Here is a 237-nt window from a genome sequence, read left to right as displayed (position 1 = left end):
CACGCCGTCGTTGCAGTACAACTCCCCACTCGCTATGAGCGCGCGCGGGGAAAGCTGCATATCGTTACCGCCAAAGTAGACCCCTTGAGGATCCTGCGGCCACGGGGGAATCGCAATACCGAGCGGTTCGCCTAACAAGCACTGGGCAAGTGCAAGGCTGCTTTCACCGCTGACCTGAGTCATCGCCGCCGAGAGCAAACGGCTTGTGCCGGTGGAATAGAGCATGCGCCCGCCTGG

The 237-nt window shown here is 61.6% G+C and carries 1 pseudogene; it reads right to left on the bottom strand.

Features of this window, described 5'->3' with window-relative positions:
- Positions 1-237: pseudogene (locus R0J87_RS24605) on the bottom strand (6-aminohexanoate hydrolase); the annotation flags it as partial.

The sequence above is a fragment of the Halomonas sp. SIMBA_159 genome (assembly GCF_046536035.1).
Taxonomy (GTDB): domain Bacteria; phylum Pseudomonadota; class Gammaproteobacteria; order Pseudomonadales; family Halomonadaceae; genus Vreelandella; species Vreelandella venusta_A.
The sequence above is the reverse complement of the archived record's forward strand: the minus strand, read 5'-3'. Positions and strand labels throughout refer to the sequence as shown.